This window comes from Chryseobacterium subflavum (genome assembly GCF_055762745.1).
Genome location: NZ_JBVTMR010000001.1, coordinates 1,353,355 through 1,377,957 on the forward strand (window position 1 = coordinate 1,353,355; position 24,603 = coordinate 1,377,957).

29 protein-coding genes are annotated in these 24,603 nt (G+C 37.5%); 18 read left to right on the top strand and 11 right to left on the bottom strand.

The genetic code is table 11. The features are described from left to right. Positions 1–4: 4 nt before the first annotated feature. From AC0INN_RS05845 to AC0INN_RS05865, 5 genes are all read left to right on the top strand, one after another. Positions 5–1,027, top strand: a complete 1,023-nt coding sequence (locus AC0INN_RS05845) for an alpha-amylase (RefSeq protein WP_306612244.1) — start codon at positions 5–7, stop codon at positions 1,025–1,027. Continuing rightward, a complete protein-coding gene (locus tag AC0INN_RS05850; protein WP_306612246.1) occupies positions 990–1,472 on the top strand; it encodes an alpha-amylase family protein in 483 nt (160 codons plus the stop codon). Before AC0INN_RS05845 ends, AC0INN_RS05850 begins: the two co-directional genes overlap by 38 nt. A 25-nt stretch (positions 1,473–1,497) precedes the next feature. Beyond that, positions 1,498–1,641: a hypothetical protein gene (locus tag AC0INN_RS05855; RefSeq protein WP_306612248.1), complete on the top strand. Its 144-nt coding sequence runs from the start codon at positions 1,498–1,500 to the stop codon at positions 1,639–1,641. 63 nt (positions 1,642–1,704) lie between these two features. Further along, positions 1,705–3,216 (top strand): FAD-dependent oxidoreductase, encoded by a 1,512-nt coding sequence (locus AC0INN_RS05860; RefSeq protein ID WP_306612250.1) that lies wholly within the window; start codon positions 1,705–1,707, stop codon positions 3,214–3,216. Between the two features lie 17 nt (positions 3,217–3,233). Continuing rightward, the gene (locus tag AC0INN_RS05865) at positions 3,234–3,890 is read left to right on the top strand and encodes a DUF6766 family protein (RefSeq protein ID WP_306612252.1); all 657 of its coding nucleotides are present in this window, start codon (positions 3,234–3,236) and stop codon (positions 3,888–3,890) included. Positions 3,891–4,043: 153 nt separating this feature from the next. Here the strand turns inward: AC0INN_RS05865 and pdxR are convergent, their stop codons facing one another. Beyond that, complete coding sequence (gene pdxR / locus AC0INN_RS05870) at positions 4,044–5,498, bottom strand: MocR-like pyridoxine biosynthesis transcription factor PdxR (protein WP_306612254.1); 1,455 nt, start codon at positions 5,496–5,498, stop codon at positions 4,044–4,046. A 100-nt stretch (positions 5,499–5,598) separates the two neighbouring features. On the opposite strand from pdxR, the gene AC0INN_RS05875 reads away from it, so the two are divergent. Genes AC0INN_RS05875 through AC0INN_RS05885 form a run of 3 tightly spaced genes read left to right on the top strand, consistent with a single transcriptional unit; the run spans position 5,599 to position 7,207 of the window. Beyond that, on the top strand, positions 5,599–6,054 hold the full coding sequence (locus tag AC0INN_RS05875) for a cupin domain-containing protein (RefSeq protein ID WP_273647963.1): 456 nt from the start codon (positions 5,599–5,601) through the stop codon (positions 6,052–6,054). 30 nt (positions 6,055–6,084) lie between these two features. Then, complete coding sequence (locus AC0INN_RS05880) at positions 6,085–6,969, top strand: dihydrodipicolinate synthase family protein (RefSeq protein ID WP_306612256.1); 885 nt, start codon at positions 6,085–6,087, stop codon at positions 6,967–6,969. Between the two features lie 4 nt (positions 6,970–6,973). Beyond that, on the top strand, positions 6,974–7,207 hold the full coding sequence (locus AC0INN_RS05885; RefSeq protein ID WP_306612258.1) for a thioredoxin domain-containing protein: 234 nt from the start codon (positions 6,974–6,976) through the stop codon (positions 7,205–7,207). Positions 7,208–7,290: 83 nt separating this feature from the next. Here AC0INN_RS05885 and AC0INN_RS05890 read toward each other — a convergent pair whose 3' ends face one another. After that, positions 7,291–7,797 carry a pyridoxamine 5'-phosphate oxidase family protein gene (locus tag AC0INN_RS05890; protein WP_306612260.1) on the bottom strand — a complete coding sequence of 169 codons (507 nt, stop codon included), beginning with the start codon at positions 7,795–7,797 and terminating at the stop codon, positions 7,291–7,293. Between the two features lie 287 nt (positions 7,798–8,084). On the opposite strand from AC0INN_RS05890, the gene AC0INN_RS05895 reads away from it, so the two are divergent. The 5 genes from AC0INN_RS05895 (at position 8,085) to AC0INN_RS05915 (ending at position 12,870) form a co-directional block, all read left to right on the top strand. Next, the gene (locus tag AC0INN_RS05895; RefSeq protein ID WP_306612262.1) at positions 8,085–9,323 is read left to right on the top strand and encodes a Na+/H+ antiporter; all 1,239 of its coding nucleotides are present in this window, start codon (positions 8,085–8,087) and stop codon (positions 9,321–9,323) included. 136 nt (positions 9,324–9,459) lie between these two features. After that, positions 9,460–10,254, top strand: a complete 795-nt coding sequence (locus AC0INN_RS05900; RefSeq protein ID WP_306612263.1) for an AraC family transcriptional regulator — start codon at positions 9,460–9,462, stop codon at positions 10,252–10,254. Positions 10,255–10,432: 178 nt separating this feature from the next. Beyond that, entirely contained in the window at positions 10,433–11,278 is an 846-nt protein-coding gene (locus AC0INN_RS05905) for a nitrilase-related carbon-nitrogen hydrolase (protein WP_306612265.1), read from the top strand. A gap of 249 nt (positions 11,279–11,527) precedes the next feature. Beyond that, entirely contained in the window at positions 11,528–12,136 is a 609-nt protein-coding gene (locus tag AC0INN_RS05910; RefSeq protein ID WP_172282855.1) for a Crp/Fnr family transcriptional regulator, read from the top strand. A gap of 89 nt (positions 12,137–12,225) precedes the next feature. Next, entirely contained in the window at positions 12,226–12,870 is a 645-nt protein-coding gene (locus AC0INN_RS05915; protein WP_306612267.1) for an NADPH-dependent F420 reductase, read from the top strand. Between the two features lie 52 nt (positions 12,871–12,922). Here the strand turns inward: AC0INN_RS05915 and AC0INN_RS05920 are convergent, their stop codons facing one another. The 4 genes from AC0INN_RS05920 to AC0INN_RS05935 form a co-directional block, all read right to left on the bottom strand. Beyond that, positions 12,923–13,282: a rhodanese-like domain-containing protein gene (locus tag AC0INN_RS05920; RefSeq protein ID WP_306612269.1), complete on the bottom strand. Its 360-nt coding sequence runs from the start codon at positions 13,280–13,282 to the stop codon at positions 12,923–12,925. Continuing rightward, positions 13,279–13,581 carry a DUF3817 domain-containing protein gene (locus AC0INN_RS05925; protein WP_306612271.1) on the bottom strand — a complete coding sequence of 101 codons (303 nt, stop codon included), beginning with the start codon at positions 13,579–13,581 and terminating at the stop codon, positions 13,279–13,281. Before AC0INN_RS05925 ends, AC0INN_RS05920 begins: the two co-directional genes overlap by 4 nt. A gap of 2 nt (positions 13,582–13,583) precedes the next feature. Then, on the bottom strand, positions 13,584–14,042 hold the full coding sequence (locus AC0INN_RS05930) for a hypothetical protein (RefSeq protein WP_172282847.1): 459 nt from the start codon (positions 14,040–14,042) through the stop codon (positions 13,584–13,586). Between the two features lie 70 nt (positions 14,043–14,112). Beyond that, positions 14,113–14,703, bottom strand: coding sequence for a TetR/AcrR family transcriptional regulator (locus tag AC0INN_RS05935; RefSeq protein ID WP_306612274.1), 591 nt, complete (start codon positions 14,701–14,703; stop codon positions 14,113–14,115). A 186-nt stretch (positions 14,704–14,889) separates the two neighbouring features. Between AC0INN_RS05935 and AC0INN_RS05940 the strand changes: the two genes are divergently transcribed. The 3 genes from AC0INN_RS05940 to AC0INN_RS05950 all read left to right on the top strand — a co-directional run bounded on the left by AC0INN_RS05940 (position 14,890) and on the right by AC0INN_RS05950 (position 17,952). Further along, entirely contained in the window at positions 14,890–16,119 is a 1,230-nt protein-coding gene (locus AC0INN_RS05940) for an MFS transporter (protein WP_306612276.1), read from the top strand. A gap of 184 nt (positions 16,120–16,303) precedes the next feature. Further along, positions 16,304–16,882, top strand: a complete 579-nt coding sequence (locus AC0INN_RS05945) for a 5'-methylthioadenosine/S-adenosylhomocysteine nucleosidase family protein (protein ID WP_306612279.1) — start codon at positions 16,304–16,306, stop codon at positions 16,880–16,882. Between the two features lie 179 nt (positions 16,883–17,061). Beyond that, on the top strand, positions 17,062–17,952 hold the full coding sequence (locus tag AC0INN_RS05950) for an MBL fold metallo-hydrolase (RefSeq protein WP_273647975.1): 891 nt from the start codon (positions 17,062–17,064) through the stop codon (positions 17,950–17,952). 20 nt (positions 17,953–17,972) lie between these two features. Here the strand turns inward: AC0INN_RS05950 and AC0INN_RS05955 are convergent, their stop codons facing one another. Together AC0INN_RS05955 and AC0INN_RS05960 are read right to left on the bottom strand one after the other, a co-directional pair. Then, positions 17,973–18,428, bottom strand: a complete 456-nt coding sequence (locus AC0INN_RS05955) for a PCC domain-containing protein (RefSeq protein WP_172282837.1) — start codon at positions 18,426–18,428, stop codon at positions 17,973–17,975. A gap of 21 nt (positions 18,429–18,449) precedes the next feature. Then, positions 18,450–19,043, bottom strand: coding sequence for a Crp/Fnr family transcriptional regulator (locus AC0INN_RS05960; RefSeq protein ID WP_273647976.1), 594 nt, complete (start codon positions 19,041–19,043; stop codon positions 18,450–18,452). A gap of 562 nt (positions 19,044–19,605) precedes the next feature. Between AC0INN_RS05960 and AC0INN_RS05965 the strand changes: the two genes are divergently transcribed. Continuing rightward, the gene (locus AC0INN_RS05965; RefSeq protein WP_172282833.1) at positions 19,606–19,947 is read left to right on the top strand and encodes a helix-turn-helix transcriptional regulator; all 342 of its coding nucleotides are present in this window, start codon (positions 19,606–19,608) and stop codon (positions 19,945–19,947) included. A 6-nt stretch (positions 19,948–19,953) separates the two neighbouring features. On the opposite strand, the gene AC0INN_RS05970 is transcribed toward AC0INN_RS05965, so the two are convergent. After that, the gene (locus tag AC0INN_RS05970) at positions 19,954–20,685 is read right to left on the bottom strand and encodes an MBL fold metallo-hydrolase (protein ID WP_273647977.1); all 732 of its coding nucleotides are present in this window, start codon (positions 20,683–20,685) and stop codon (positions 19,954–19,956) included. A 166-nt stretch (positions 20,686–20,851) separates the two neighbouring features. Here AC0INN_RS05970 and AC0INN_RS05975 point away from each other — a divergent pair, with 166 nt between their 5' ends. Further along, entirely contained in the window at positions 20,852–21,382 is a 531-nt protein-coding gene (locus tag AC0INN_RS05975; protein WP_306612283.1) for a GNAT family N-acetyltransferase, read from the top strand. Here the strand turns inward: AC0INN_RS05975 and pdeM are convergent. Next, the gene (pdeM, locus tag AC0INN_RS05980) at positions 21,379–22,023 is read right to left on the bottom strand and encodes a ligase-associated DNA damage response endonuclease PdeM (RefSeq protein ID WP_172282827.1); all 645 of its coding nucleotides are present in this window, start codon (positions 22,021–22,023) and stop codon (positions 21,379–21,381) included. The two genes, AC0INN_RS05975 and pdeM, sit on opposite strands and share 4 nt — an antisense overlap. A gap of 130 nt (positions 22,024–22,153) precedes the next feature. After that, the gene (locus AC0INN_RS05985; protein ID WP_373428011.1) at positions 22,154–24,556 is read right to left on the bottom strand and encodes a ligase-associated DNA damage response DEXH box helicase; all 2,403 of its coding nucleotides are present in this window, start codon (positions 24,554–24,556) and stop codon (positions 22,154–22,156) included. Positions 24,557–24,603: the final 47 nt, after the last annotated feature.

Here is a 24,603-nt window from a genome sequence, read left to right on the forward strand (position 1 = left end):
TGATATGAATGGAGTTATTATGCAATTTTTCCATTGGTATTATGAAGGAAACCTCTGGAAAGAGTTTTTAGAAAAAGCAGATGATCTAAAAGAACTTGGGATAACTGCCGTATGGTTTCCTCCTGCTACAAAAGGCGGGCTGGGTAAAGAGGGAAGAGGCTACGATGTATATGATTTATATGATTTAGGGGAATTTGATCAGAAGGGGACAGTAGCCACACGATATGGAACAAAAGAAGAATACCTTACCGCAATTCAAAAAGCGCATGATATTGGAATGTCGGTGTATGCGGATATCGTTCTTAACCACAGGATAGGAGGGGATGAAAAAGAAGATATTATCGTACATGAAGTAAACGGAGAAAACAGAAATGAAATGGTAGGAAATTCTTTTTCAGCATCGGCTTTCACGAAATTTACTTTTCCCGGGAGAAATGGAAAATACTCGGATTTCATATGGGATTTTCACTGTTTTAGTGGTATAGATACTATTGTTAAGGACAACAATGAAAAGCAGGGAGTTTTTAAAATCCACAATACGTCGGGGCAAGAATGGAATGACTCTGTCAGTCATCAGTTTGGAAATTACGATTATCTGATGGGAGCAGATGTGGAATACCGGAATCCGGAGGTTGTTAGAGAAATGAAAAGATGGATTAAATGGTATGTGGATACGACTAAAGTAGACGGACTTCGTCTTGATGCGTTAAAACATATTTCCTATGATTTTTTAAAAGAATGGATTACCTACATAAAAACGGAGCTTAAGCCTGATATTTTTATTATGGGGGAATTGTGGAAAGATGAGGTAGTAAAAATCAACGACTTTTCTGAATTCATGGAAGACCTTTTATGTTATTTTGATGTTCCGTTGCATTACCATTTTTATAATGCCTCCAATGAAGAGGAGAAATATGATCTGAGAAATATTCTGGATGGCACTCTTTTAAGTCAGAACCCCAGATGCTCAGTTTCATTTGTAGAAAATCATGACCCAAAGACTTCAGGCGTTGGAATCTGTCGTTAAAGATTGGTTTAAACCGATTGCCTACACATTGATCCTTATGAACGAAAATGCTTATCCATGTATTTTCTATCCGGATCTATACGGCGCTGAATATACTGACTTGTCAGGGGGTAAAGAAATTAAAGTTTCTATGCCTAAAGTTCAGCTTTTGCCACTGCTTTTAAAAGCCCGGCAGGAATTTGCCCATGGTGAGCAGATCAACTATTTTGATGATCCGAACTGCATTGCATGGATGAGAAAAGGTGATGAAAAACACAGAGGATGTATCATCATCATTTCTAACAACGGTGAGGGGGCCAAAGAAATTGATCTGGGGAAAGCAAATGCTAATTCCGAATATTCCGATTTTCTTCAACAGAGAAAAGATAAAATAAAATCAGATGAGAACGGAAGGGCCGTTTTTAAAGTAAATGCCCGCTCTGTAAGCATCTGGATTCAAAAATAATATAAACCATCAAAATACTTGTATTATGAAAACAACAGCAACGATCCTTTTAGGTATTTTTTGTCTCTTTTCTACGGTTTCATGCAGATGCAATCTCGAAGAAGATGAGCCAAAGGCAAAATATAAAAGTCCGGATGTCGAAAACGACACCATCACTCTTAAAAAGTAGGGTGCATTAATAAGTAATGGAAACAAATCTGATATTTTGGAATAACAACTTAAAACATCTATTATGTTTAGAGACGGCGTACGAAAAAGTATATGGCAGGAAGAAATCAGGAAATTCCCATCTAAAATCCATACAGACCCATTGTATGATGTAGCCATAGTAGGTGGCGGTATTACTGGTATTTCAACAGCAATGCGCCTGCAAAAGGCCGGCAAAAAGTGCATTATCCTGGAAGCCTCCAATATTGGCTTTGGAACAACAGGAGGCACCACTGCTCACCTGAACAATTTCTTTGATACCACCTATGCTGAAGCTATTAAAGATTTTGGATTAGATAATGCCATACTCTTAAAAAATGTAGGAATAGAAGCACTTCATATTATTAAAAACAATATCCATGAGTTTGATATTGATTGCGATTTCGAGATGAAAACCGGCTATCTTTTTGCTCTGGATGAAAAGCAGGAAAAGAAACTCGCTGATATTATAGAAGGCTCTTCAAAAGTAGGACATCGTATTGATTCTATTAACGATATTCCATTTCCCATCCCGTTTAAAGCAGCGGCAATTATTCCTGATCAGGCGCAATTTCATCCGGTTAAATATATAAAAAAACTTACCGAAGCTTTTATCGCCGCCGGTGGTGCGTTTATCGAAAAGTGCCTTTGTGAAAGCCATGAGGAGTTTGACGATATGGTGAGATTGCATACATCGAAAGGCATAATCAATGCCACACATGTAATTTATGCCACTCACATTCCTCCAGGGATTAACCAGCTTCATTTTATGAATGCACCTTATAGAAGTTATGCCATTGCATTTACCTTAAAAGGTGATTCATACCCGAAAGATCTTGGTTATGATCTGGTAGATCCGTATCATTATTACAGGATTCAGGAAATCGATGGGAAAAACCTTCTAATTGCAGGTGGGGAAGACCATAAAACAGGACATTCTGATGATACAGGAGTATGTTTTTCGAGGCTTGAAAATTATGTGCGTCAGTATTTTGACGTGGGGACAGCTCAATACAGTTGGTCCAGTCAGTATTACGAGCCGGTAGATGGCTTACCCTATATCGGAGTATTGCCGGGAAGTAAAGGTCGTATTTATACAGCAACGGGGTTTCGGGGAAATGGGATGATCTTCGGAACGATTACCTCACAGATCTTAAGTGATTTAATTGTAAAAGGATCTAATAAATATGAGCAGCTTTTTTCTCCCGGAAGGATCAAACCTATCGCTGGATTTTCAACTTTTGTACAGGAGCAGGCAACTGTAATGTTTGATTTTATTAAAGACAAATTACTCACTGAAAAAATAACTTCACTTTCAGAGATTAAAGACGGTGAAGCCAAGGTGATCCGATACGAAGGAGAATCTTATGCGCTGTACAAAGAGAAAGGAGGGAGTTTACATATGGTAAAGAGTACCTGTCCACATGCAAAATGTGAAGTAAGATGGAATAGTGCAGAGATCACTTGGGACTGCCCGTGTCACGGATCCCGTTTTAATGTTAATGGTAAACTTCTTACGGGTCCTGCCGTAAAGGATTTGCAAAGAATAGAATCTTAATTTTAAAACTTACGGTCATGTCAAAAAATAATTTCTTTTACCGGAATAGTCTGAGTATTGTTTTAATTTCTTTAATGCTCATTTGTCTTTTGGGGCAGTTTTTAACTGGCTGGAATACTCAGAATAAAGAATTACTGGAGGAAGGAAATGCTACTCTCAGCCTGAGCGAATATGTATACAGCGGTCATTTCATTCAGGCGACTTTTGAAAACTGGGAAAGTGAATTCCTCCAGATGATGATCTATGTTTTACTGACGATTTCCCTTAGACAAAAGGGCTCCAGCGAATCCAAATCCCTAGAAGAAAAAGAAGATGTAGACAAAGAACCTGTCCCACATCCAAAAGCACCCTGGCCTGTGAAGAAAGGAGGCATTTGGTTAACGATATATAAGCATTCTCTATCCATTGCCTTTGCCATTTTATTTCTTTTAAGCTTTGCACTGCATTTTTACGGTAGTCTCAAAGAGTACAATACGGAGCAGATTTCCAAGGAAAAACCTGTTATTACAGCATTTGATTATATAACGGAATCCCGTTTCTGGTTTGAATCATTTCAGAATTGGCAAAGCGAATTTCTAGCTGTTTTTTCTCTTGTTATTCTATCCATCTGGCTTAGGGAGAAAGGGTCACCAGAATCTAAACCCGTTGACATGGCTCATGACGAAAATCCCTGATTAATGTTAATGCAGCAAGGAAAGTAGAAATGTTTCATCCTTTGAACATCATTCCTTCCAACGGAAATGGGCTCAAATTTTAGAAGAACTAAAGTAAGTTGAATGAAAAGTTTTTAAGTAGGCATTTTAACAATCAATAATCATCAAGCTTTCCTAAACGGGAGAGCTTTGTTGATGTTGACCAGACAATATTTCCCCGATAACCTTGATACTTTGCTCTAGCTGTTCCTCTGAAAGAGAACCGTAACTGAGTCTGAATCCATTAATATGTTGATCAAAGCCATAATGCTTGGGATGAATTATTTTAATTTTATGATCTAATAACAAACGAGTTACTATATCCCAGTTCAATTCTGCTTTAAGTGTAATCCAGAAAGCAAGTCCTCCATCTGGTAAATTAAAATCCGCACAACCCGCCATATGTTGTTTTAAAAGCCGGTATACAAAATCTCTCTTATTCCTGTAATGAATAGTAGCTCTTTTAATATGCTTTCGTACCGCTCCTTCCTTGATCAGCTCCAAAACAGCCTGTTCCATAATCACATCACCTTGTACATCAATGATCTTCCTCAATTCTCCGATCTTTTCAAGCAATAAAGTGTCCTTGGTTGCTAAATAGCCAATTCTTAAAGCCGGAGCAACAACTTTACTCATAGTCCCGATATATATATAATTGTCTAGCTCCGCAAAACTTGAAAGGGGAAGGATGGGCCGGTAACCAAAATGAAATTCATTATCGTAATCATCTTCAATTATCGTAATGCCATATTCATTGGAAAGCTCTACTAATTTTAGCCTTCTAGCGAGACTTAAAGTAACGGTTGTAGGATACTGTCTGTGAGGCGTCAAATATATTGCTTTTATCTTTTTGTTCTTTTTCAGAATTTGAATAAGATCTTCCACGATTATACCTTCTTGATCTACAGATACGGGCAAAAGTTGGGCTCCTGTATGCTCAATTGCTTTCCAGGCAGGTTTATATCCTGGATTTTCGACCACTACATAATCTCCGGGATTTAGAAGGCTTTTTGCAGTAAGAAACATGGCCATCTGGCTTCCCCGGGTTATGGAAATCTCATGTTCAGTGGTATCCATTCCTCTTTGGTGATTAAGCATCCGGGAAATTGCTCTCCGGAATTCAATGTCACCGTGAACATCTGTATATCCCATCATCTGCCATCTGGCTTTCCTGTCGAATATCTGACGGTAAGCTCTGGCCAATTCAGTAATAGGAGCTATTTTACTGTCTGGATGCCCGTCATCAAAATCAATGATAAAAGGATCTGCATAAGGGATATGATCATTTATACGGGCTTTGATATCAACGGGATAAAGTTCCAATGAAGAAGGTAATCTGTCAGAAACAAAAATACCTTTACGCTCTCTAGAGATTGCCCAATCCTCATTAATCAAAACCTGGTAAGCCTCAACGACTGTATTTCTGTTCACTTCAAGCATTGAGGCCAGAATACGACTGCCCGGAAGTACATCTCCGGCTTTTAATCTTCCGGAACGGATATCTGCTATGATGGTATCTGCAATCTGAAGATATACTGCTTTTGAGCTTTTTTTATCGATTTTAAATTCTAATTTCCAAGGACGCAACATCTGGACTACCTGTTTTTATAAAAACTGAATCAGTTAACTGGTCCAAATATAAAATAATTTTGTCATGCAATAATGCAAAAAACATTAAATATTTTACATCATGGACAATGAAAAATTCAGTTCAAAAGATTTTCATAAAACTTTTGCAAGACCAGAATTCCAAAAACCCAGTCATCTCATTCATAAAAATGTAGAAAGAGCTGGTGAGCATAATCAGTTTTCAACAGAAAGAAAACATCCTGTTTTCTTTGTGGATCTGCCCAGTAAAAATGTAAGCATGACCATTGGAGGATTATTACCCGGGCAGCAAACCAACAGGCACCGTCATACTTATGAAACGGTTCTGTATGTTATAGAAGGAAAAGGGTGGACGGAAATAGAAGGCGAAAAAGTGGAATGGCAGGCCGGAGATGCTGTATATATTCCATCGTGGGGATGGCACAAGCATCAAAACCTCAGTGATACCGAACCTGCAAAATACATTGCCTGTGAAAATGCTCCGCAATTACAAAACCTGGGCGTAGCATTGAGAGAGGAAGAAGGAAGAGATTTGTAAAATCAAATTACCATTTAAAAGAAGAAATACATGAAAAACGTTCCATTTAAAGGGATCATTGCCTATCCTATAACCCCATTTGATACAAATGAAAAAGTAGATCTTCCTCTTTTCAAAAAGTTAGTCGAAAGACTTGTTGTTTCCGGAAGTAACGGTATTGCACCTTTGGGAAGTACCGGTGTATTGCCGTATTTATCAGATGAAGAAAAAGAGGCTGTAACGGAAGCAACACTAAAGCAGGTAAAGGGAAGGATCCCGACACTGGTAGGTGTTTCTAATTTAACCACTGAAAAAACAACGTATCATGCACAATTTGCTGAAAAGGCGGGAGCTGATGCTGTAATGATCATTCCAATGAGTTACTGGAAATTAACAGATGACGAAATCGTTGCTCATTATGATAAAGTAGCCGGTAAAATATCAATACCCATTATGGCGTATAATAATCCGGCAACCGGTGGAGTAGATATGTCACCGGCCTTACTGAAAAGGTTGTTGGAAATTCCCAATGTTACTATGATTAAAGAAAGCACAGGTGATATCCAAAGAATGCATTACCTGCGAAAAGAGCTTGGAGAGGATGTCGCTTTTTATAACGGATCAAACCCGTTGGCGCTTGCTGCATTTGCGGCTGGTGCAAGAGGATGGTGTACTGCAGCTCCTAATTTAATTCCTGAACTGAATATAGATTTGTACAAAGCCATTGAAAATAACGAATTACAGGAGGCTCAGGATATTTTTTATAAACAGGTGGAATTACTCAGGTTTATTGTTTCCAAAGGACTTCCGAGAGCGATTAAAGCTGGTTTAAATATCCTGGGTGAAGATGGAGGCTGCTTAAGAAGTCCTCTAAAACCCTTGCAGGAAAATGAAATAAAAGAGTTAAAAAATATTATTAATAATCTTAAAAATTAATCAAATGAAAAAATCCGTTTTTTATCATGCGGGATGTCCTGTATGTGTCAGTGCAGAGCATGATATCATTAACCTGATCGGTCAAGACCATATAGAAGTTGTACACCTTGGAGAGGAAAGGGACAGAATTGATGCTGCAGAAAAAGCTGGTGTAAAGTCTGTACCTGCTTTAATTACTCCTAACGGGAATGTACTTCATATTAATTTCGGAGCATCGCTGGAAGATGTGAAAAAATAAAATGAAAACAGGTCAAAACCTGTATTAATAGAGAAGGAAAATACTAAAAAAGCAGACCGAGAAATCGGTCTGCTTTTTTATGATCAAATGCTGGCGTTGCCTTCCACACCATCAGCATTATTGGTCTTGATTCCTGTAACGGCAGAAGCAACAAAGCTTAACAAGCTTACCAGTTTTCCAGCCTTAGTGTCCCAATAATAGGTTTCTTTCGGTTCTACCCGGATAATGGTCACATTAGGATCATCTTTACCATCGAACCAGGCCTTTGCCATTGCAGACCATTTTTCCTCAATTGTAGCTTTATCCTTGTATACAGATGCTTCACCGTATACAGAAAGATACTGGGAATCATCATTATTCATAAAGAATAGTTGAACTCTTCGATCTTCTTTGATCTCAAAATTCTTATTGCTGGTTTCACTACTTATAAACCATAAATTCCCGCTGTCATCCGTTTCCTGTAAAGTCATAGGACGGGAATTAACAGGAACAGTTTTCAGTTCTGTACAAAACATACAAATTCTTGCTTTCGTCGAAAGTTCCTGAATCTTTTTGATTGCCTCCAAATGGACAAGATCTTTTGTTGACATAATATTATATTTTAAGTGATTGGTTAAGAAAATTGAATAAAATGATAATTCATTTCATGTATTACACTTCAAAAATCTAACCATAAATGCCAATACAAAATATTTAGTCTATTAAAAACTTGTATTTGTGGTATATTTTTTCACCTTCTTCTAAAATAAATTTTCCTCTGGTCTTGAATAATACAAAGAAAATGAAATGACTTTTGATAAGCAGAAATAATATTTTGTTACTTTTATACACTCAACAACAGTTAAAACGATACATTTTCTGAAATACAACAAACCTGATGGAGAACTATGCAGTCATTTTAGTAATTATGGCCCTGATGATCGGGGTGTCCGGTTTAGCGGGTAAATTTAAGGTTCCCGTCCCCATGCTGCTTTTAATTGCCGGGGTGATGATCGGGTTTGTTCCCGCTATGCCAGAGGTTGAAATCAATCCGGAGATCATTATGTTGCTTTTCTTACCTCCTTTATTGTATGATGCAGCATTTAATATCTCATTTCAGCAGTTTAAAACCAATCTCAATACAATAGGTACCTTGGCTATAGGACTTGTTTTTATGACTACTGCAGGTATTGCTGTGCTGGCTTATTACCTAATTCCCGGAATGACGTGGCCATTGGCTTTTGTCTTAGGCGCTATTCTATCTGCAACCGATGCTGTGGCAGCTTTAGGCGTAACAAAAGGATTGGGTCTCTCCCATAAAACAATGACTATACTTGAAGGAGAAAGTTTGATCAATGATGCCTCTGCGTTGGTAGCATATCGTTTTGCCGTAGCTGCCGTAACAGGAGTAGCTTTTGTAACCTGGAAAGCATCCATTGAATTTTTATGTGTACTGGGAGGAGGATTTCTTATTGGCTGGATTATTTTTATAGCATTAAGATTCGCTATTGCCTTCTTCCGTAAAGATGCCATGGTTGTAAACAGCCTGATCCTTTTGATGCCGTTTGTAACTTATCTTATTGCTGAACATTTCAAAGTTTCCGGGGTAATTGCTGTTGTTATGTTAGGTTTGGGAATGTCTAAACTGAGCAGGATTAAATTTCCTGATCATGTAAAGGAACAATCCCGTAATTTCTGGGATATCATTATTTTTCTACTCAATGGATTGATCTTTTTATTGATTGGACTGGAATTCCCTGTTATTTTGAAGAAAATGCCTCAAATCCAGGTATGGACCTATGCGGGTTATGCTGCTATTATTGTGATTGTAACCTTACTGATCAGAATGGCCAGGGTATATCTGCAGCAATTTAACCTTCAAAAGGCATTTCAGGGTAAAAGAAAAATCAGCGAAGAAGCTTTGTTCGACTCCAAAACGAGCTTTATTCTTAGCTGGTCAGGAATGCGCGGAATCGTTTCTTTAGCCATTGCATTAGGTCTTCCAACAACGATTAATGGAGGAGAACAGTTTCCGATGCGTAATGAAATTATCTTTTTATCTGTCGTTGTGGTTTTGATCTCCTTATTAGGACAAGGTTTAACGTTACCATGGATCGTTAAAAAGTTTAAATTATAAATGGTATAAGCATATTCAAATAAAGGCTTTAATTGCTTGTTTTCATCATTCAAACTCTTGCAGCAGAATATGTAAATTGGATACACCGTTTCCGGGATGGCATATTTTATTAGTTATTTTTACCTAATTTTGGATCATGCAGGTTTCTCCTTCCAGTCAATTATCCGGTTTTATCAAACATTACATCTTTTTAAAAAACACTGAAAAAGATCATAAAGACTTGCGTTTATTTGCTGACGGGAATACAGGGCTTATCCTATCACCCGATATGAATATGTCCGATGGTTCAATGCAAAGCCTGCCCTTATCTTTTTTTTATGGTCAGCCAACCGTCTACAAAGATCTTTATACAAAAGGGGAGTTTTCTTTATTGGCAGTCGTTTTTCAGCCCTATTTTTTCAATCTTCTTTTTGGTGTGCCTGCTAAAGAAACTAAAAATGAAATCATTTCTGCAACTGATATTTTAAAAAATCAGCTCCTACCATTCCAGGAAAGTCTTTATAAAAAAGATGATCCGCAATTGATAATCAATGCTTTGAATCTCTTCTTCTTAAAACTGATTTCCCAAAAAAATATGTCTGAGCTTTGGCTGATAAAAGCCCAGCAATATCTTTTACAAAATAAAGGAACGGTATCTTTAAAAAAGCTCGAACGCTTTACAGGATATTCCGAAAGGCATATCGAAAGGACATTTGAAAACCATATTGGGATATCTCCTAAGAGGTACAATACCATCATACGGCTTCATCACTTTTTGAGTCTTATGAAGAATACCACTGAAAACACCACCATGACAAGTCTTTCTTATGAAGCAGGGTATACTGATCAGTCACATCTGATCAAAGATTTTAAAAACATCATTGGCCTGACTCCCGGACAATATCTTACAACGAAGAATAAATTAGCTGTTAATTTTATAGAGCTTCATTGAACCCAATTTAAAGCACAATAAATAAAAAACGGTAACAATTCATTTTCTATTCGCTGGATATAATGAACGTGTTTTTTTTAACTATTAATTTTTATTTTAAGATAAAAACGCCACAGAGAAAATGGCGGATTTTTACAATTCCGGAATACTCCAAGCTTATAGCTTTGCTGAAAAAAATATGACCAATCTAAAAATTTCAAGCGCGCAATTCGAAAACAAAAGTGGAGATAAAGAATACAATCTTTCAGTCATAGAAAAGCTAAGCGAGGAAGCTGCCCATAAAGGTTCACACGTTATTGCCTTTCACGAATGTTCAATCACAGGATATACATTTGCCCGAAAACTAAACAGGGAACAAATGCTCGATATTGCCGAATTCATTCCGAAAGGCAAAAGTATACAGAAACTAAAGGAAATCGCAGGGAAATTTAACATTACCATATTAGCCGGTCTTTTTGAAAAAGATGAGCATAATAACCTGTTCAAGGCCTACGTTTGTGTCGATAAGAACGGATTGGTAGCGAAATACAGGAAACTGCATCCTTTCATCAATCCCCATCTTAGTCCGGGACAGGAATACTGTATTTTTAATATTCATGGATGGAAATGCGGAATTTTGATCTGCTATGATAATAATATTATTGAAAACGTCCGGGCTACCAGACTTTTAGGAGCAGATATTATTTTTATGCCTCATGTTACCATGTGTACACCCTCCTCAAGACCGGGAGCCGGTTTTGTAGATGCTCAACTTTGGAAAAACCGGGAAGCCGATCCCACTTCATTACGCCTTGAGTTTGATGGAATGAAAGGACGCGACTGGCTTATGAAATGGCTGCCCGCACGAGCTTATGACAATGGTATCTACGTTATTTTCTCCAATCCCATAGGAATGGATGATGACCAGCTGAAAAATGGCTGCTCCATGATCATTGATCCTTTTGGAGATGTTCTCGCAGAATGTCGCTCATTTGAAGATAGCTTTACAACCGCTTTGATTACTTCTGAAAAACTCTTCCAGTAAGGAGGACACCGGTATATTAAAGCGAGACGGCCAGATCTGTACCGGGATATCATTGGACGCGAGCATCAGCCTGAACAGAAAGTAATCTGGTTACATCCTGAAAATGACTAAAATCTACGGATTTGCACAGTTGTATTATTGCCGGAATGCACGGGACTCACTGAATAAGAATTATGATTTCCTTAAATATTGCTGATCAATGGATAAAATTAGCAAAGGAATAGTAAATTTGTCATACGAATCCATTTTATGAAAGAAAATCCCGGACAAGATTCAGTAGAGCCATTAATTGATTATTTTAACCAACGCATTCCTTTAAATGCTGAGGAACGCCTACTTGTAACTGAACTTTTCAAGCCCAGATTATACAGGAAAAAGCAATATGTTCTTCAGGCAGGAGATCATTGTACTCACTTTAATTTTGTGGTCCGGGGATGCCTCAGGATGTATAAGGTAGACGAAAAAGGCCATACTCATATTATCCAATTTGCTGCAGAAAACTGGTGGATCAATGATATTGGAAGTTTTCATAAGAAACAGCCTTCAGAACTTAATATTGATGCCTTGGAGGATACCATGCTTTTGCAGATCACCCGGGAGGATTTAGTTACTTTGTATACAAATGCTCCTAAATTTGACAGAATCTTCAGGGTTTTGCTGGAAAACAGTTTTATCACATTACAAAACAGATTGTTGCAAAGCATAAGTTCTACGGCAGAAGAACGATATCTTTTCTTTATGCACACGTATTCCCATTTATCTAATCGTCTGTCACAAACACAGATTGCATCTTTTTTAGGGATTACACCTGAATTTCTCAGCAGACTTAGAAACAGACTGGTAAAATCAAAATCTTAAACCAGATCAATCGTATTTCTTGATGCAGTTCATTGGAAACAGAGCATTTTTCGGTGGATATTTGTCTTATCAATTTAAAAGAAATCATCATGACAACATCATCAAAAGTAGCCGTAATCGGCTTGGGAAATATCGGTCAGGCAGTAGCAGGAAATCTTTCAAAGTCCAATACCTCATTTATTGCTGCAGATCGTAATTTAGAAAAAGCAAAGGAACTTTCTGAAAAATGGAATGCTGAACCAAGTGATATTCGAAATGCTGTAAAAAATGCAGATATTCTAGTCCTTGCTATTCCTTTTGGGACCATCAGTGGATTTATGAAAGACTATTCAGCAGATCTGGAGGGTAAAATCATCGTTGATCCGTCCAATCCGATTGCTCCCGCAGAAAGTGGAGGATTCAAGAAAGTTATCGGAGAAAATGAATCAGCAGGAGAAATCAATGCATCTTATCTTCCTCATGGTGCAAAATTAGTTAAAGCACTGGGAACCTTAGGTGCCGAAACGTTGTCCAACGCAGCATATCAATCTCCTGAAAAAGCAGTCTTATTCTATGCTACAGATGATACCAGTATCGATCCTCAGGTAGAAAAGCTAATTCATAATACCGGCTATGATGCATTAAGAGTAGGAGGGATCGATCAATCGATCAGGATAGAAGTATTTGGCGACCTTCATGAATTCGGTGCTTTGGGAAAACTGGTTACCTTATCTGAGGCAAAGCAGAAAGTATAAAGATTTTAAAATATTAAATCGAAAAGATCTTTTTAGACCTTTTCGATTTTTTTTAATCCGGTTTCAAGGTCTTCTCCAAGTCACTCCACGCTCCACCATTATAAACTTTTAGAAATCCCCTTTCTTTTAAAATATTTTCAGCTTTTACACTTCTGAGCCCATGCGAGCATACGGTGATATACGTTTTATTGGGATCTAATTCGATATACCTTTCCCTTATTGTTCCTAAAGAAATATTGACGGAACCATTAATATGGCCGGTTTCATATTCTTTCTCCGTCCGTACATCCAGGATAACGGCTCCGTTTTTAATAAGTTGGGCCAAACCATTGTCCAGAGTCTGGTATCTGTAGACCCGGTAGATGACATAAATCCCAAGCAAAATTCCCCAGAAAATAAGAAGGTTCTTCATAGCTTGCTTAGTATTTTTTTATCAATATAAAAGGTTCCGAAAGGAATAAAGCAAGCTATTAAGACTTTCCATGTTGTCTCTTTAAATTTCCAGTGTTGCTCAACTCCCACACTCAGGGTATTAAAAAGGAAAAGCAGAAACAGAGAACCGTGAACCGGTCCCATGATTTTTACTATAGAAGGATTTTCCATTCCATACTTCATAGGAACAGCAATGCACACGAGGGTTAATAACGAGATCCCTTCAAGAATAGCAAGGATCCGCAGGCGTCCGATTTTGGTTTTAAGTAAATCTGTCATAATTATCTGAAATAAGGTCTGTTTGCAAGAGGGGAGAAAGGCCATGGGATCGCGATAAGAATGATAAGCAATCCGACGCCAAACCATAAGAGTATAGTCCTAAACTTATCCTTGTCGGTTTCTTTACGTTTTGCCAGGGCAGAGCCAATCGTAATCATAACAATAGAAATCAGCATTAGGGAAATGTGGATCAGTCCAAAAAATAACAGGTCACCGGTATCTTTAGCTACCTTGAAATTTTTCCAGAAGTAGGAGACAATAGGACTTTTGGAGTATAGTATAATTCCCAGAACAAGCTGGATATGGGCAATCGTTGCTGTCCAATGTCTCACGGAATCATCAGTTTTAGAGAATTTGCTGTTTGAACGGTATCCTTTATAAGCGCTGAATATTGCATATATAAGGCTTATTAAAACCAACCACCGGAAGATGGAATGCAGAAAAGTAAGCGTCTGGTACATATGTAGTTTTTAATACGCAGACAAAGATATAATAAAAACATACTAATTAGTATGTTTTTAAGTAAAAAAATTATTGAAAGCCTTGTAAATAACCCTTAAGTTGCTTTAAATAAACAAGATAAACTGACTTATTGTTTTCTAATTTTCCTAAATTACGGATTCCCCAATAGCCCGACATTACAAAGACTGCAATTCCTTTAGCATCTGCTTTTTCACTAACCGTTCCATTTTCTTTGCCTTTATCAATTGCCTGGATCATTGCCTCCTCCCACTGGCCCGACAAACTGTTCAGTGCTTTTGTGAATTCTATATTCCATGGAGCCATTTCTTGTGTGAAATTGGAAGCAGGGCAACCGTATTCTACTTTTAAAAATTCATTATCCATCAGAAGGGAATGCATCAATTGATATACAGCATCCAATGGATCATCTGTATTTTTAAAGGGAGCAATAAAAGTATCCTGAAAGGTAGTTTTCATCAATTCATTGATGATGGCCAGCCCCATTTCATCTTTTGTTTTGAAATGATAATAGAAAGCTCCCTTTGTAACCTGGGTGGTTGCTATGATCTCGTCTACGCTTGTTGTCTGATATCCATTGGAATAAATCAGTTCAAATGCTTTCTGGAGAATGTTTAGTCGGGTGGATTCAGATTTTTTCATTAGATACTAACCGGTATTTTTCTACAAATAAACAATATTTTTTCATCATTACAAATTCGGATCCGGTTAAATTCAATCTCTAAACTATTATAATTATAATAAATAACTACTATTTAACTAATTTTAATAATACAAAATTTCATCGGAATTTTGTCCTTTTAAAAGAACAACCAAAAACATAATACAATGAATCATCAGAATGAAATAGCTGTTTCCGACAAAACAGTCACCCAAAAGATAAAAAAAGGCCTTCCTGCTGCGCTATGGGCATTAACGATCAGTGCATTTGGAATCGGAACTACAGAATTCGTTATCGTAGGTCTTTTACCAACAGTAGCAGGAGATTTAGGTATTTCCATTCCTTCAGCAGGCTTATTGGTAAGCTTGTATGCTATAGGAGTAGCCATAGGAGCTCCCGTTTTGACAGCTTTAACAGGTAAGGTACCCCGCAAAACGCTTTTGATCTCCATTATGATCCTATTCGTTATCGGAAATGGACTAGCTTCAATAGCCCCTGGATTTATTACATTAATTTTAGCCAGAATTTTAACAGGATTTGCTCACGGAGTCTACTTTTCTATCGGATCTACGATCGCAGCATCTTTAGTTCCTGAGGAAAAAAGAGCTACGGCAATATCGATTATGTTTGCAGGCCTCACTTTAGCCATTGTTACCGGTGTTCCACTTGGAACGTTTATCGGACAGCATTTTGGCTGGCGGGCAACTTTTATCGGAGTCGCTATTTTAGGAATTATCGGGTTATTGGCCAGTATGATTCTTGTGCCTGCCCATTTACAAAATGGAAAAACAGCTTCTTTACAACAACAGTTAAAAGTACTTACCAATAAACGTTTAATTTTTGCCTTTTTAATGACAGCTATGGGATATGGCGGAACCTTTGTCGTTTTCACTTATCTATCACCAATTCTGCAGGAAATTACAGGGCTGAAAGAATCTGTTGTAACGTTGATCTTACTGATTTATGGAATTGCTATTGCTCTGGGAAACCTTATCGGAGGAAGGTTAGCTAACAAAAATCCCCTGAAAGCATTATTATGGATGTTTATAGCACAAGGTCTGGTTTTATTTCTTTTTTACTTTACGGTTCACAGTCCGGTTTTAAGTATTATAACCTTATTCTTCCTCGGAGCATTATCTTTTGCCAGTGTTCCCGGATTACAGCTTTTAGTGGTTCAGATTGCAGAAAAGGAACTTCCGGGAACACAGGATGTGGCGTCAGGCATTAATATTGCCGCCTTTAATATCGGAATTGCGATAGGATCCTATTCAGGTGGGCTTATTGTAACATCATCTTTAGGAATTGGAAGTACACCATGGATCGGAGCTTTATTCCTTGTGATTACAGTAATGATTACATTATACAGCATTCGCCTTGGAAAAAAACTGCTGAAATAATTGGTGGAAAAACGATTAACTGTTTATCCGTATAAAAAGACTCAACCCTTTTGGGATGAGTCTTTACACGCAACACCAAATCTAACTATGTTTTGAACAGTGTGAGAAAAAACCATCTGCACAGATTTTTTATATGCTTTTTAATAAATACATTTGCATCCGTTATTTCTAAAAATTATTACTCATGATAGCAATTAATTCTGAGCATACATATCCGTTAGAAGGCACCCTCTTTGTTTTCGCACTGGAATCTGAAGCCGCAGATCTTTTTAATGATACCCATAAACTGATCACCGGAATAGGAAAGGTGAATGCTGCCTCAGCACTCACCAGGGAAATCCATTCCAGAAAACCGAAGCTAATTGTTAATCTGGGTTCCGCAGGGAGCAAAACATTCGGTAAAGGAGAAATTGTTTGTTGCACAAAATTTATCCAGCGCGATATGGACGTAAGAGGTCTTGGGTTTAAAAAATATGAGACTCCGTTATCGGGAATTCCACCTGTCCTCGAATACGGATTGAAAATGGATGGAGTACAACAGGGGATATGCGGAAGTGGTGACAGCTTTGAAATGGATCATATAGAAACAGATTATAATGTAGTGGATATGGAAGCTTATCCTCTGGCATTGATTGCGATGAATGAGGAAATTCCTTTTCTAAGTTTGAAATATATTTCGGATGATGCTGGCAGTGATGCTGCTGACGACTGGTCGGTACAGGTACATCTTGCTGCCGAGGCATTCAGGAAGTTGTTGTTTTAAATAACAGAAATTGCCTGTCAGAAAGGATTAATTTTAATTTAAAGTATTTTTTTTATTTATAAAATTATTTAATTTTGCAATACAGTAAATCAATTTACCACCAGTTCTTATGATCTGGTGTTTCTTATTTAAAACAGTTTTTGAAAACTGATATAGGAATATATTAATTCAGAAAGCGAATGAAATCAAAAAATAGCGCATCGATCCATATTCCAATGGGGGAAATGGATGTTTATATTGTATCGGACGGATATTTTGGAATAGGTAATCCACAACCTATTTTAGCTCCTGAAATTGAAGAAGAGAATGTACAGGATGCTTTAAAATCTTTACACTTACCCGGATCTGAATACGAGATGCCTATTACCACCCTTTTTATCAAGAGTGGAGACCGTCATATCCTTGTGGATACCGGCGAAGGGTATCATGATCCCGTAAACGCTGGCTGGCTTCAAAATAGCTTATCGGAAGCAGGGTTCTCACCGGAAGACGTTACGGACATCCTGATCACGCACGCACACAGGGACCATATCGGAGGAATCCTTTTTGAAGATGGCGGAAGAAGATATCCTAATGCAAAATATCACATACCGGCTCCGGAATATAACTTCTGGAACAGCGAAGCAAAAGATTTCTCCAAAAGCAAAATGACTGTTTATCCAACAGGAAAAATACAGACCGATATCCTTGGAGCGATTAAAAATGAGCTTACTATTTTTGAGCCCGGCGATGTATTATTCTCATGCATCAAAACAGAACTGGCACCCGGCCATACACCTGGGCATATTATATTGCATATATTTTCCGGTGACCAATCTATCACACACCTCGTAGATGTGGTTCATTCTTCTTTGCTCATTGCTCATCCGGATTGGGGCACCCAATGGGATGTTAATTTTGAAGAAGGAGTTGCTACCAGAAAGCGGATTTTAGAAAGTTGTTCTGTCAACAATACTTTAGTGACCACCTGCCATCTTCCGTGGCCGGGGATAGGATATATTGGGAAAACCGAAAAAGGCTGGCAATGGATTCCGAAAGCACAATCAGATCCCTATTCAATAAGGATCTGAAGTATTTTTGGATAATACAATTAATTAAAACTCCAGAAGCTGGTATGGCAGAGGTCCAGAAACTCATCGGTGATTATCCGGTCATCTGCAGAATAAAACAGGAATTCCGTACAACCGTGTACTTTAGCATCAATCAGCTGACCCGACAATGTGGTTTCATTTCTCCATTCGAGGGTAGCATTCAAGGAAACGGATATTTTTCCTTCGTGATCTGAAACAGCTCCTGAAATATTCTGAATTTCTATGGGATTATTTAAATGGGTATATAAATACTTCTTTACAATAGGCTCTAAAAAGCGAAGGGTCATCTCTTTGACGATTCCTACACCCGAAAAATTTCCTGATTTGATCCTTTCATACGAGACAAAATCATTTAAAGCATCCAGAACATCTGCTTTGTCCTGAAGCTTTACAATGTAGTAATCTTCAATTCTGTGAGCGGTCCATAGATTGCCGGTAACAATTTGTGAATTCATGATAGTTAGTTTTGCTTAAAATTAATAGAAAATTTTTCGGTTCACAATTTTTAATTCATTTTCTTTTTCCATATTTTTTATAACACGAATTACAGTTTCTACACGAAGCCCTGTTAAAGAAGCCAATTGTTGCCTGGTTAAAGGGATTTGAAAAGAATACGGTGTCTTATTTTCGTCATAGCTTTTAAGATAATCCATTAAGAGTTTTAATTTGGAAGCGGGATTTTGAACGGAAAGATTATACAACATAACATATTTGTAATACATCCGTTCTGCCATACACTGGTAAATATTGTTGGAAACTTCAGGATTTTCTTTCATTAAAATTAAAAAATCCGATTTAGAGAGTTTGAGGACTGTGGAGGGGGTGAGGGATTCCGCGTTCATGGGATAGGGTTTATCGACAAACAAAATGGATTCTCCAAAGCTATTCCCATCCGAAAAAATATTCTGAATGAATTCTTTTCCGTCTTCCGTATAATTATTGAGTTTTATTTTTCCTTTAATAATTTGGTAGTAATGTAGTGCAAGTTCTCCTTCCCGGAATATCGTGTCGCCTGATTTATAATTTTTAACTTCTGCTCCATAGGAAAGCAATAGATCTTCATTTATCATGGTAATATCAGCTTATAAGGTTAAAAATTAAATATGCTGGTAAGGTAGCCGCTACCTTTGTTTAGTAAAGAGAGACTAATTTTCGGTAATTTCCTAAAAATCACGTACCACATCAGTACCACGTATTTTATTTGTCGGTATGTGGAAACATGCTGCTATAACAAAATAGAAAAACATTGATCATGATCATAAAAAGTAATGAGTGAAGCGGTGTACATTTGAATTCTCACTTAAAAAATGCGGAATCTGGAAAAAACACTAAAAATAAATCTGACTGGCACTATGGAGAGACTCGCGTGGTATCTATGTGGTATTTTAATTTAACAAAAATTTAATCATTTTTTCTTTCTTTGTCTTTGTTAAAGCAAACTTTATTTTTAAAGGTATGAAGGAATTGTAAAAAATAGTTCAGTCTAAAAAATTAATGGTGTTCCTATTGTTTTCAATAACAATCAGAAGATTCTAAATGTATTAAAAATAATAGTGAGAAAGCGTATTAAACTCTGTAGCAGTGTAATAAAATGATAACGTTGCAGAAACTAGTAGAGATGAGAAAAATATTATGAAAAACGAAAAACCTGGATTTAATTTAGAAGATTTAAACGAAAAATTTTTTGCTCAAGACGAAATTATAGCATTAGCCAAAGAAAATTCTCCACGTCTATTGAATAAATTCAGATTAGTTTATCCCAATTTCTTTGAAAAAATATCCCTTATACAACCCGATTTAAAAAATTCGGAATTGATTTTTTGTGTTTATCTAAAACTGAATTTATCAACAAAAGAGATTGCAACCTATACTTTTGTAACGCCAAAAGCCATCCAGAACAGAAAAAACAGAATCAGAAAAAAGCTGTTCATTCCCTCTGAAACAGACATTTACAAGTGGTTTAATGATTTATAGGAGGATTTAGAACTGTATAGCCGTTTTATCAAGATCGTGATACAGTAATATATTCCAATGTTTTTCTTCGGCTTGCTTTTGCCAGTCTTGTCGTAATTCCATAGCTTTTCTGCCATCAAAATCGCTTTTATAAGCGAGATGATAGTGCAGATAGGCTTCCTGTGGCAAATCGTCAGCACCATAAAAGGCAGTTTGCCCGTCCTCAGTGATCCAGAAAACCTGCATAAAAGGAGTATGCCCTCCAACCACTTCGTAAGAAATTTCATTGGTAATGCTGCCTTTATCATCATTCATCCAGACGATGTTTGGTAATTGAACAAGCTTATCCAGGGTATCGAAATCAAACGATGGATTTCCTGTATTTTCACGTGCATATTCCAATTCACGCTTCTGAATATATAGGTCAGCATTGGGGAAAGTAGCCTCAAAGCCGGTTTCAAGGTGCAGGATCGCTCCTTCGATATGATCTTTATGTAAATGGGAGAGCAGGACTTTGGTAATCTGATGACGGCTGATATTTTCTTTCTCCAGAATGTCTAAAATAACCATTTTTCCTGTTTGATTTTTCCAGCCCAATCCGGTATCAAGCAGAATATAATCGTTTTTAGTAATGATCAGAAAAGGTTGTACAGCCATTTTTATTCCTTGGGCAAGATCAATTTTCCCCGTGGTTAAAAGACTGAAGTCTTTGGTTGGGCTGGCTACAAAATTACCTTCTTTTAGTGGAATGATTTTCATGTTGCAAATTTCCTGAATATTTGTAAATATTGAAAACTTTATTTTCAATACAAACTATCGGTAAAACCAATGTTATTATCAAAAATGTCAATTTTTATCAACTCTGTATCCATCCCTTTTTATAATCTATTTGTAATTTTACAATTAGTAATAAGCAACAGTAAATATGAGCTCGATAATACTCAATAAAGCATTTCCGGAAGACCTGGATGTCCTTCAGATCCTTGGAAAAGAAACTTTTTCGGAAACCTTTGCAGCAAGCAATTCCAAAGAAGAGATGGATCTTTATCTTGAAAAAAGTTTTAATAAAGAAAAACTGACTGATGAATTGAATAATCCCGAATCTTATTTTTTTATTGCCTGGGAAGAAGATAACCCGATCGGATATCTGAAACTGAATTCTGGAACTGCACAGACTGAGTTACAGGACCATTCGTCACTTGAAATTGAAAGAATCTACGTAAAGAGCAGCCATCACGGTAAAAAAGTGGGTCAGCTTCTTTATGAAAAAGCATTAAACACTGCCCAAGAGCTAAATAAGGCTTATATCTGGCTTGGCGTATGGGAAGAAAACCATAGGGCTGTTAGTTTTTATAAAAAAAACGGTTTTGAGGAATTTGACAAACATATTTTCCGTTTAGGCAATGAAGAACAGACAGATCTTATGATGAAGAAAACATTGAATAAACAATTTTAAATTTCATAGATCTCGGCATCGGTAAAAACAAAGAATTTTCCTCCTTTAGGAAGATTCTTTGTGTCTAAACCGGTAAATTCACTGTAAGCCGGAAGAAGCAACTGTCCGGACGTTTTTACAAAGCATGGAAGACGGATATTTTTAACCGGAGAGCTGATGACAAATCCCGGATGGATATGCCCTGTAATCTGGAACTTCGGATTCGAATTGTCGAAATCATGAATAAACAGGATATCTCCTAATTCAAGCACATCGGCTTTAAAATCAAGACATAATTTTTCATCCAGCACTTTGGAAATCCGGTCATGATTTCCTTCCACAAGATAGAATTTCAGATCCGGGTATTGATTTTTCCATGCACAGAATTCATCCACATCAGAATTATTTCCGGCATGAAGCAGATCGCCTACCATAATAAATTTTTCAGGCTGAAAATAAGCAATCAGCACAGAAAGACGCTCCAGATCACTTTTCATTACATGGTTCGCCAAAGCAATTCCATTTTTTCTGAAATGGGCTGTTTTCCCGATGTGAAGATCGGATAAAATCAGTGCTTTCTCTTTTTTCCAAAATACAGCGCGCTGATTGGTTAAGGTGAAGATTTCAGATTGAATGGTTACGTTTTTTGTGGCGATGTTCATTTATTTGTTAGAGGTTAGAGGTTAGAGGTTAGAGGTTAGAGGTTAGAGGTTAGAGGCAAAGTTAAAGATTATTGAGTATTCCGGTCTTTTCTCTTTTCTCTTTTTTCTTTGCTCTATTTACTCTCTTTTTCTATTTTCTTCCCTTAGTCGCCTGTTGTATCAGCTTTTGTATCCTCGTATCTAACCCTTCACTTGAAAGCGTCTGACGAAGACTGTCAACTTTAATAGGAAAGCTTAAAGGGGTAAAAGTATTGGAATATTTTAAAACAATCTTTGATTTTTCTATTCTCTTAAAAGCTTCCACGAGCCTTTGCTCCTGAAGCTGCATGTTGAAGACTTCCGTATAGGCCTGACGAACAAGGAAGTGATTGGGATCATAGTCTTCCAATACTTTAAAAATAAGGCCTGCTGAGCTTTGCAAAGCTTTGTTCGATCTTTGTTGTCCGGGAAAATTCTGAATCACCATTCCGGAGATCACAGCAATATCCCTGAATTTTCGCCGGGCCATTTCAGCCGAATTAATACTCGATATTACATCAACCATAAGATTATCCCGGGTCAGGATCTTTTGCAGATTATCTTCATGTATCGGAATCTCCTTATCACTGAACAATTCAAATCCGTAATCGTTCATGGCCATTGAAAATGAAATGGGAGCCAGTTTTGAAATCCTGAAAGCGATCAGGGCTGCCATTACTTCGTGCACTAAACGTCCCTCGAAAGGGTACATAAACAAATGGTAACCTTCTCTGTTTTTAATAAGTTCTACCAGAAACTCATCTTCTCTCGGTATATGGGACCTTTTTTCCTGATTAACCAATAATGGATGTAAAAATTTCAGCTCTTTTTCCGAAGATGAAGGATTCAATGCACCGGAAAGTTTTTCCCTTAAGAAATGCCCTAGATTTGAACTTAAAGGTAACCTTCCTCCAAGATAGCTCGGAGCCAGAGCTTTTCCCTTTGCCAACCGTACATAAACGGTCATATCCTTCACCATTACTACCTCAAGAACTCTTCCAGCCAAAATGAACTTCTCTTCTTTTTTAAGCTTTGAAATAAAATATTCCTCAACCATTCCGATATAGCCTCCGGAAATAAATTTCACTTTCAGCATGGCATCACTTACAATCGCTCCCATGTTCATTCTGTGCAGCATAGCTATTTTGCGGGAAGTAACTTTAAACAAACCATCTTCCATAATAACTACCTTATGAAACTCCTCATAACTTTTCAGAGCACTGCCGCCAATGGTAAGAAAATCTATTATAGCCTGCCATTCTTCATCCCTTATTTCCTGGAAAGTATAAATGTTTTTAATTCCCTGATAGGTTTCGTCAGGGTAGAAACCATCACCTATAGCTAAAGTCATCAGGAACTGAACCAATACGTCAAAACACAAAACCTGAGGTTCCCTGGGCTCTATAACTTTCTGTTTGACGGCTTCCTTCAATGCTGCCACCTCGATCAGCTCCAGGGAATGGGTAGGAACACAATATATTTTTGAAGTTTCAAAAGGGGAGTGTCCGCTTCTTCCTGCCCGTTGCAGAAATCTTGCGACTCCTTTTGCTGATCCTATCTGGATCACTGTATCAACAGGTTTAAAGTCGATACCTAAATCTAAAGATGAAGTAGAAACAACAGCCTTTAATTTGCCGTTACTTAAGTTTTCTTCAATCCAGATCCTTAAATGAGCATCTATGGAACTATGGTGAATGGCAATTTGCCCGGCAAAATCAGGATATGCATTTAAAAGCAGCTGATACCACATTTCACTCTGGCTTCGGGTATTCGTAAAAACAATGGTAGATTTGGATTCCAGAATGATGGGAACAATTTTATCTGCCAGTTTAGCCCCGAGATGTCCAGCCCACGGTAAAATTTCAACTTCATCCGGAAACACAGGAATGATATCGATCTTTTTATGTTGTTTAGCCGTGATCTTCACTTTTTTTACATCATACGGTATCAGAACATCCATTGCTTCTTCAAGATTACCTATTGTTGCGGTAATTCCCCAGATCTTTAGTGTTGGAGCATATTTTCTGACCTGCGAAATTCCCAGTTCCACCATCACACCTCTTTTGGATCCCAGCAGCTCATGCCATTCATCTACAGCAATACAGTGAAGATTCTGGAAGAATCTAACATGATTTTTCTGTCCCAGAAGCAGATGTAAACTTTCCGGTGTTACGACAAGGATTTCAGGCATATTTTTTACCTGCTGCTGTCTGGTTTTAGGATCAGTGTCACCATTTCTGACACCTACTGTCCAATCCAACCCGATTTCATTGATAGCTTCTTCCATGGCTTTAGCAATATCTTTGGAAAGGGATCGGAGAGGAGTGATCCAGATCATTTTAAGTCCTTTTTTAAATTTCTCAGGATGATTAAGAAAATCTGTAATTAACGCCAAAAACACGGAATAGGTCTTACCAAATCCCGTAGGCGCAATAACCATTCCGCTGTATCCGTTTCCAAATTTCCACCAGGTATCCGTTTGGAATTTAAATGGGGTATTACCTTTTTCAGCCATCCATTGCTGGATAACCTTAAATCCGTTGGTATGTTCAAAAGCACTCA